Below are 6110 nucleotides of genomic sequence, written 5' to 3'. Positions count from 1 at the left end.
TCCGCACGTCCCATGGAGTGGCGCTTTACGAATGATGACGCTCGGGTAAAATTGAAGAAACTTTACCCGACTTTAGAAGAATGACTGAGTACTAGTGCAGTTGCGGCCAGGTATAGATGGCGTAGTGTTTGAATATGGCCACTGTCGCAGTACATTTTTACCCCAAGTGTGGCAGGAGCTTTCGCAGCCACGTCAGTTTCTGACCCGATTGAAACAGAAAGCAGGGTTGCCTGCAGATTTTTGGGCAGAAGGGGTCAAGCTGTCGCGCTATACCGTAACCAAATGGCGTGAAATTGATGATGTTGAGGAATACCCAAATGGATGAACCCATTAGCAATGCAGAACGATATCCTGCCAAATACTGGCATCGGCTGAGTGATGGACGTATTCAGTGTGACTTGTGTCCGCGTGATTGTAAATTGCATGAAGGGCAGCGCGGTGCGTGCTTTGTACGGGGCCGGGTGGGCGATGAAATGGTGCTGACAACCTATGGCCGTTCTTCGGGTTTCTGTGTGGATCCGATTGAGAAAAAGCCGTTGAATCACTTTTATCCGGGCAGCAGTATTTTGTCTTTTGGCACGGCAGGTTGCAATCTTGCCTGCAAATTCTGTCAAAACTGGGATATTTCCAAATCACGTAGCTTCGATAAGCTTGCTGACCAGGCTAGTCCGGAGGCCATTGCGCAAACTGCCGAACGTTTGGGTTGCAAAAGTGTTGCGTTTACCTATAACGACCCGGTCATTTTTGCAGAATATGCCATGGATGTGGCCGATGCATGTCATGAGCGGGATATCAAGACCGTGGCAGTCACTGCGGGCTATATCCATGCCGAACCCCGACGCGATTTCTTCGCCAAAATGGATGCGGCTAATGTCGATCTAAAAGCGTTTACCGAGGAATTCTATGTCAAGCAAACCGGTTCGCGCTTGCAATCGGTGCTCGATACACTGAAATATCTCAAACATGAAACACAGATATGGCTTGAATTGACAACATTATTAATTCCTGGATTCAATGATTCTGCAGAAGAACTGCAGGCGCTCAGTGAGTGGGTGGCTAGAGAACTCGATGTAGAAGTACCAATACATTTTACGGCGTTTCATCCCGACTACAAGATGATTGACATACCAAGTACTCCAACGAGTACCCTGATTCAGGCACGAAAAATTGCCCAGACGGCAGGACTCAAGTACGTTTATACGGGAAACGTGCATAATCGAGAGGGAGATATCACCTTTTGCTCATCATGTGGCGCAGCTTTGATTGAGCGTGACTGGTATGAGATTGCGCAGTATCGTCTGACTACAGACGGTCATTGTCCTGATTGTGATGCCACCATTGCTGGTCGTTTTGGTGAATATGCCGAGATATTTGGCAGGCGGCGTATTCCAGTTGTTATAGGAGACTTAATATGAGCGCAGTATTTATTCAGGATGGTGCTGCCCGACTGGGTGGTGAATGGGTGTTGCCACCTTCTGCAGCAGGTGTGGTGCTATTTGCCCATGGTAGTGGCAGTAGTCGCCTCAGCCCACGTAATACCTATGTAGCTAGCGTGTTGCAGGATCGTGGTGTGGGAACACTCCTATTTGATCTGTTGACGCAAGAAGAAGATCGAGACTATGCAACACGCTTTGATATCGAATTACTCACACGGCGCTTGCTCGCTGCCACATTATGGTTGAAGGGTGAGTCGAAGATGCAATCCCTGCAGGTGGGGTATTTTGGTGCCAGCACGGGTGCAGCTGCAGCACTGCAGGCTGCAGCAAAACTGGAAAATAAAATTGCGGCCGTGGTATCGCGCGGTGGGCGCCCTGATCTCGCTGGAGAGCAAGCTTTAAGGCAAGTTACTGCACCCACTTTGCTACTTGTTGGTGGAGTAGATTACGGTGTGATTGAGTTGAATCAACAAGCCTATTCGCTGTTGAATTGCGAAAAACAGCTTACTTTGATACCAGGAGCGACGCATTTATTTGAGGAACCTGGCACACTGGAACAGGTTGCGCGTCATGCGGCAGACTGGTTTGTCCAGCATTTCAGTATTCCAAAATAATTACTCATCGGTTTTTTTTAATAACCTGATCACTTCCTCATCACTAACCTGAGGAAATGATTGATAAAATTGTCCTACTGAGTAGAACAGCTTTGGGGTATCAAGGCATACCATCTCATCTGCATAAGGCGCCACTTTAGCCAAAGTTTCGGCGGGTGCAACAGGTACCGCGCATATCAATTTTTGAGGATGTTTAGCGCGTACGGCATGCAGAGCAGCGATCATGGTGGAACCGGTTGCTAGACCATCATCTACTATGATGACGATGCGTCCTTGTGGATCCAAAGGTGGACGAATCGGTGTGTAGCTATTACGCCGCTCGCGCATGACTTCAAGTTGAGTGGCTTTCTCGATTTCGATATAACGTGGATCGTCTACCACCTGGTGGGCATATTCGGCAAGATATGTCCACCCTGTTTCATCTATTGAACCAATGGCGAATTCCGGGTTATCGGGTGCACGTAATTTGCGTACGAGCACGACATCCATGTCGCCATTTAGCATGTCGGAGATAATTTTCGCCATAGGTACTGCACCACGGGGAATCGCCAGCACCAGGGGGTGTTGGTCATGATACAGATTCAGTTGCTTTGCTAATAAGATAGCTGCTTCTTTACGATCATAAAACATTTCCTTCCCCTCCCTCCTTTCTGTCTGTCTGTCACTCAAATCATACGCTTAAACGGCTAACGGGTAGTCAGTTTTGTGATGGTAATCTGGTTAATTACTTAAAAGACAGGTAGGATATGAGGGTTGAGAAAGCTGGATTCGTAGTTTTGATCGCTCGGTAAGTAGTCATGAGCTATATTGAACCTTGTTAAATCAAGTCATGATGCTCATATTTCATATTTATTAAAGGAGATACGTGCTATGAGTCATTCTAAAATTCCCCCAGGCTTCTATAAGATTACTCGTCGCGATAATTTTTTTCAGGAGCGGGTTTATGATGCTTATAAGGCCAAGGGTAAGTTACATGAGCCGACCGTGTGTCCGGAATGTAATGCAGTCTACCATCAGGGGCGTTGGCAGTGGTTGGCTGCTCCAGCTGATGCCCATCAAGAAACTTGTCCAGCCTGCCATCGTATCCAGGATCACTATCCTGCGGGTTTTTTGACCCTGCAGGGAGCGTTTTTTTTAGCGCATCGCGAGGAAATCATGCATCTTGTGCATAATGAGGAAAAGCACCAGCGCGCAGAACATCCTCTCAAACGTATTATGGGAATCGAGGAAGCAAACGATTCCACGTTGATTACTACCACGGATATCCATCTTGCTCGCGGGATGGGCGAGGCGATTCATCATGCCTATCAGGGTGAGCTTGAGTTTCACTATAATTCGGATGAAAACTTGCTGCGAGTGAATTGGTCGCGTTGATAGTATCAGTGATTATAAAACGGCCATCAATGTATTTTTTAATGATGAAATAGGAGAACAATTATGTTGGAATCATTAAAAGAGGCAGGAAAAAGTATCAGCCGTGAATTGGGTCGTGCCTGGGAAAATCTTTCTGAAGGCTGGCGTGAGTTGCTTAGTCGCAGTGGAGAGGCGCTGACCCATTTCTCACACAGCAAAGATAAAGTGATTGCGGAACGCGATAGCCAGCTGCCCGTGCTTCCACGGTGGAGCTTGCTGGCAGGAGAAGTGGAAGAAACGGATAAAGAGATCGTTGTGCGCGTGGAAGTGCCTGGTATTGAGAAAGAAGATTGGCAAATTACCCTTGATGGCAGCATGCTCTATCTAAGTGGAGAAAAACGCTTCGAACGGGTTACCCAGGATAGCACTTACCATATTATGGAACGTGCCTATGGAACATTCCAACGATCGATTCCGTTGCCACGCAATGTGGATACCGAGAGAGCAGAGGCTAATTACAAGAATGGTGTATTGACGGTTCGTTTGCCAAAAGTTGGAGATAGTAAGTACAGAACGATTCGTTTATCCTGAGGCAGGCACTGATGATCGTGTTGCTAAGAAAGTAAAGCAAGATTATTTCTGAAATAATCTCTGTATGCGTCCATGAAGCAGTTATTGCTCGATATTGCGCCACCACGGCCTCCCACACTGGAGAACTTTATTCCAGGGCGTAATCTTGAATTGCTGCAAACACTCAGGAAGGCTGTAACTAATACTAATCAGAATCCAGAGCGTTTTATTTACGTGTGGGGTAGTGCTGGGTGTGGTAAAAGCCATTTGTTGCAGGCGGTGGCTGAGACGTTTGTCCAGCAGCAGCTTACGGCAATTTATGTTTCATGTGAAATTAATAGTGAATTTGCGTTTGATGCGGATTCTATTGACTGTGTGACGATCGATAATGTAGAGCGATTGGGGTCAGTTGCACAAGTCAGATTATTTAATTTTTATAACCAGGTACGAGAGGAAGGAAATGCATTATTTTTGGTAAGTGGCGAAGTGCCCCCTGCACAATTGACCTTACGGCAGGATCTGGTTACGCGTCTTGGGTGGGGATTAGCTTATCAGATACATGAATTAAGCGATGAGGAGAAAAGAGAAGCTATGAGAAGTCATGCAATCAGCTGCGGGTTCGAGTTGTCTCATGAGATTTGCGATTATCTGTTACGGCACGAGCAGCGTGATTTACCTACCTTGATTAGAGTGGTTGATGCGTTGGATCGTTATTCGCTTGCCAAGCAGCGGCAAATAACACTTCCCTTATTACGTGAATTATTACAGGCTGCCTCATGAAGCTGACTTTATTTGATCTTGACAATACACTTCTTGCTGGAGATAGTGATTTTCAATGGGCTCAATTTCTAATCGAACAGAAAGTGCTTGATCGCGAAGTGTATGAAGCGCGAAATATTGAATTTTATGAACAATATAAAGCAGGGACGCTCGATATCCATGAATTTCTTGATTTTCAGCTAAAACCGCTTGCAAGACATCCACGAGAGCAGCTTGACGCATGGCGCAGTGAATTCATACAGAAGAAAATCATCCCGCTGATTGCGCCAGGTGCGCATGAGTTGATTGCAAAGCATAAGCTTGAGCGTAATTTATGCGTCATCATAACGGCAACCAACAGCTTCGTCACCGCACCAATTGCGCGAATATTAAGCATTGACCATCTGATTGCAACTGAGCCAGAGCAGAAAGAGGGTCAATTCACAGGTCGAATATCAGGAACACCTTGCTTCAGAGAGGGGAAAATCACGCGACTGGAGCAATGGCTGGATGAGCATAATCTGACTTGGCTTTCTTTTTTAGAAAGCTGGTTTTATAGTGACTCACTGAATGATTTGCCGCTTCTGAAGAAAGTGACGCATCCTGTCGCCGTTGATCCTGATGCCACGCTTGAAGGTCATGCGCAAAGGAATGGTTGGTCAATTATTAGTCTGCGATAGCTCTGAGAGTCTGTTTTAAGACTTCTGATATAAGGGTTGAGCGCGGACTAACCATTTGATTTACTTGTGAAGTGTTCGATGCTTTACAAGAGGAACCGATAGTATGGACACCTGACACTCGCAAGGATTATGCGCGTAACCACAAGGATTATGCAAGCGATATGGCAGGTGCGGAATGGGAGAAAATAAAGTCGTGTCTGTGGCTGCTACCCGCCGCTCAGGTTGTCCGTACACGACTTGTTTTTGCGCCGTGGCGAACGCGCGATATTCTCTCTACTGCAACCGGGCTGCCAGTGGAATATGCTACCCAAAGACTTCCTCATGGCAGACGGTTTACCGCTATTTCCGGGAGTGGATACGCACGGCCCCGTATGAGAGCGTATTCGTGACACCCCCCTGTATCGCGTTGCTCGCACGGCCTGGAAGGCCGGAAGGAAAGCCCGGTGCTGACCATTATTGATGCGTGGTCCATAAAGACAGACGGGACGGATGCGAGGAGCGATGTCGGCTTTGACGCCGGAAAGAACGTCAAGGTCAGCAAACACCGTATCGTCATCGATATTCTGAGCATGGTCCTCAAAGCCTCAGACAACCTGATCTCGGAGCATCCCTCGTTTTTAAAGCATTCTAAAGAACAAATATAAATCAATCGATTACATGTGCCAGGGGAGGAGATACAAAAATAGGCAGTCAAACAA

At 46.9% G+C, this 6110-nt stretch carries 10 protein-coding genes; 9 read left to right on the top strand and 1 reads right to left on the bottom strand.

Annotated features, from left to right (window positions below; translation table 11 throughout):
* Positions 1 to 94 precede the first annotated feature (94 nt).
* Genes BLP80_RS14165 through BLP80_RS14155 form a run of 3 tightly spaced genes read left to right on the top strand, consistent with a single transcriptional unit; the run spans position 95 to position 2050 of the window.
* Positions 95 to 325, top strand: coding sequence for an AMMECR1 domain-containing protein (locus tag BLP80_RS14165; protein WP_090544318.1), 231 nt, complete (start codon positions 95 to 97; stop codon positions 323 to 325).
* Entirely contained in the window at positions 318 to 1415 is a 1098-nt protein-coding gene (gene amrS, locus BLP80_RS14160) for an AmmeMemoRadiSam system radical SAM enzyme (RefSeq protein ID WP_090544316.1), read from the top strand. Before BLP80_RS14165 ends, amrS begins: the two co-directional genes overlap by 8 nt.
* The gene (locus BLP80_RS14155; protein ID WP_090544314.1) at positions 1412 to 2050 is read left to right on the top strand and encodes a dienelactone hydrolase family protein; all 639 of its coding nucleotides are present in this window, start codon (positions 1412 to 1414) and stop codon (positions 2048 to 2050) included. Before amrS ends, BLP80_RS14155 begins: the two co-directional genes overlap by 4 nt.
* Here the strand turns inward: BLP80_RS14155 and BLP80_RS14150 are convergent, their stop codons facing one another.
* A complete protein-coding gene (locus BLP80_RS14150; RefSeq protein WP_090544312.1) occupies positions 2051 to 2680 on the bottom strand; it encodes a phosphoribosyltransferase in 630 nt (209 codons plus the stop codon).
* Between the two features lie 240 nt (positions 2681 to 2920).
* On the opposite strand from BLP80_RS14150, the gene BLP80_RS14145 reads away from it, so the two are divergent.
* From BLP80_RS14145 to BLP80_RS14125, 6 genes are all read left to right on the top strand, one after another.
* On the top strand, positions 2921 to 3424 hold the full coding sequence (locus tag BLP80_RS14145) for a BCAM0308 family protein (RefSeq protein WP_090544310.1): 504 nt from the start codon (positions 2921 to 2923) through the stop codon (positions 3422 to 3424).
* A 63-nt stretch (positions 3425 to 3487) separates the two neighbouring features.
* Positions 3488 to 3994, top strand: a complete 507-nt coding sequence (locus BLP80_RS14140; RefSeq protein ID WP_090544309.1) for an Hsp20/alpha crystallin family protein — start codon at positions 3488 to 3490, stop codon at positions 3992 to 3994.
* A 72-nt stretch (positions 3995 to 4066) separates the two neighbouring features.
* A complete protein-coding gene (hda, locus tag BLP80_RS14135; protein WP_090544307.1) occupies positions 4067 to 4753 on the top strand; it encodes a DnaA regulatory inactivator Hda in 687 nt (228 codons plus the stop codon).
* Positions 4750 to 5412 (top strand): histidinol-phosphatase, encoded by a 663-nt coding sequence (locus tag BLP80_RS14130; protein WP_090544305.1) that lies wholly within the window; start codon positions 4750 to 4752, stop codon positions 5410 to 5412. The genes hda and BLP80_RS14130 overlap by 4 nt, the downstream gene beginning before the upstream one ends.
* Positions 5413 to 5483: 71 nt before the next feature.
* Positions 5484 to 5801 carry a hypothetical protein gene (locus tag BLP80_RS15375; RefSeq protein ID WP_143002311.1) on the top strand — a complete coding sequence of 106 codons (318 nt, stop codon included), beginning with the start codon at positions 5484 to 5486 and terminating at the stop codon, positions 5799 to 5801.
* Positions 5802 to 5855: 54 nt separating this feature from the next.
* Positions 5856 to 6056, top strand: a complete 201-nt coding sequence (locus BLP80_RS14125) for a hypothetical protein (RefSeq protein ID WP_090544304.1) — start codon at positions 5856 to 5858, stop codon at positions 6054 to 6056.
* The last annotated feature ends 54 nt before the right edge of the window (positions 6057 to 6110 follow it).

The sequence above is a fragment of the Nitrosomonas sp. Nm132 genome (assembly GCF_900100485.1).
Taxonomy (GTDB): domain Bacteria; phylum Pseudomonadota; class Gammaproteobacteria; order Burkholderiales; family Nitrosomonadaceae; genus Nitrosomonas.
This window is presented reverse-complemented; position numbering and strand designations above follow the sequence as displayed.

Coding starts and splice junctions, on each gene's coding strand:
- amrS (WP_090544316.1), top strand. CDS start 318: ATGGATGAACCCATTAGCAATGCAGAACGATATCCTGCCAAATACTGG.
- BLP80_RS14155 (WP_090544314.1), top strand. CDS start 1,412: ATGAGCGCAGTATTTATTCAGGATGGTGCTGCCCGACTGGGTGGTGAA.
- BLP80_RS14150 (WP_090544312.1), bottom strand. CDS start 2,680: ATGTTTTATGATCGTAAAGAAGCAGCTATCTTATTAGCAAAGCAACTG.
- BLP80_RS14145 (WP_090544310.1), top strand. CDS start 2,921: ATGAGTCATTCTAAAATTCCCCCAGGCTTCTATAAGATTACTCGTCGC.
- BLP80_RS14140 (WP_090544309.1), top strand. CDS start 3,488: ATGTTGGAATCATTAAAAGAGGCAGGAAAAAGTATCAGCCGTGAATTG.
- hda (WP_090544307.1), top strand. CDS start 4,067: ATGAAGCAGTTATTGCTCGATATTGCGCCACCACGGCCTCCCACACTG.
- BLP80_RS14130 (WP_090544305.1), top strand. CDS start 4,750: ATGAAGCTGACTTTATTTGATCTTGACAATACACTTCTTGCTGGAGAT.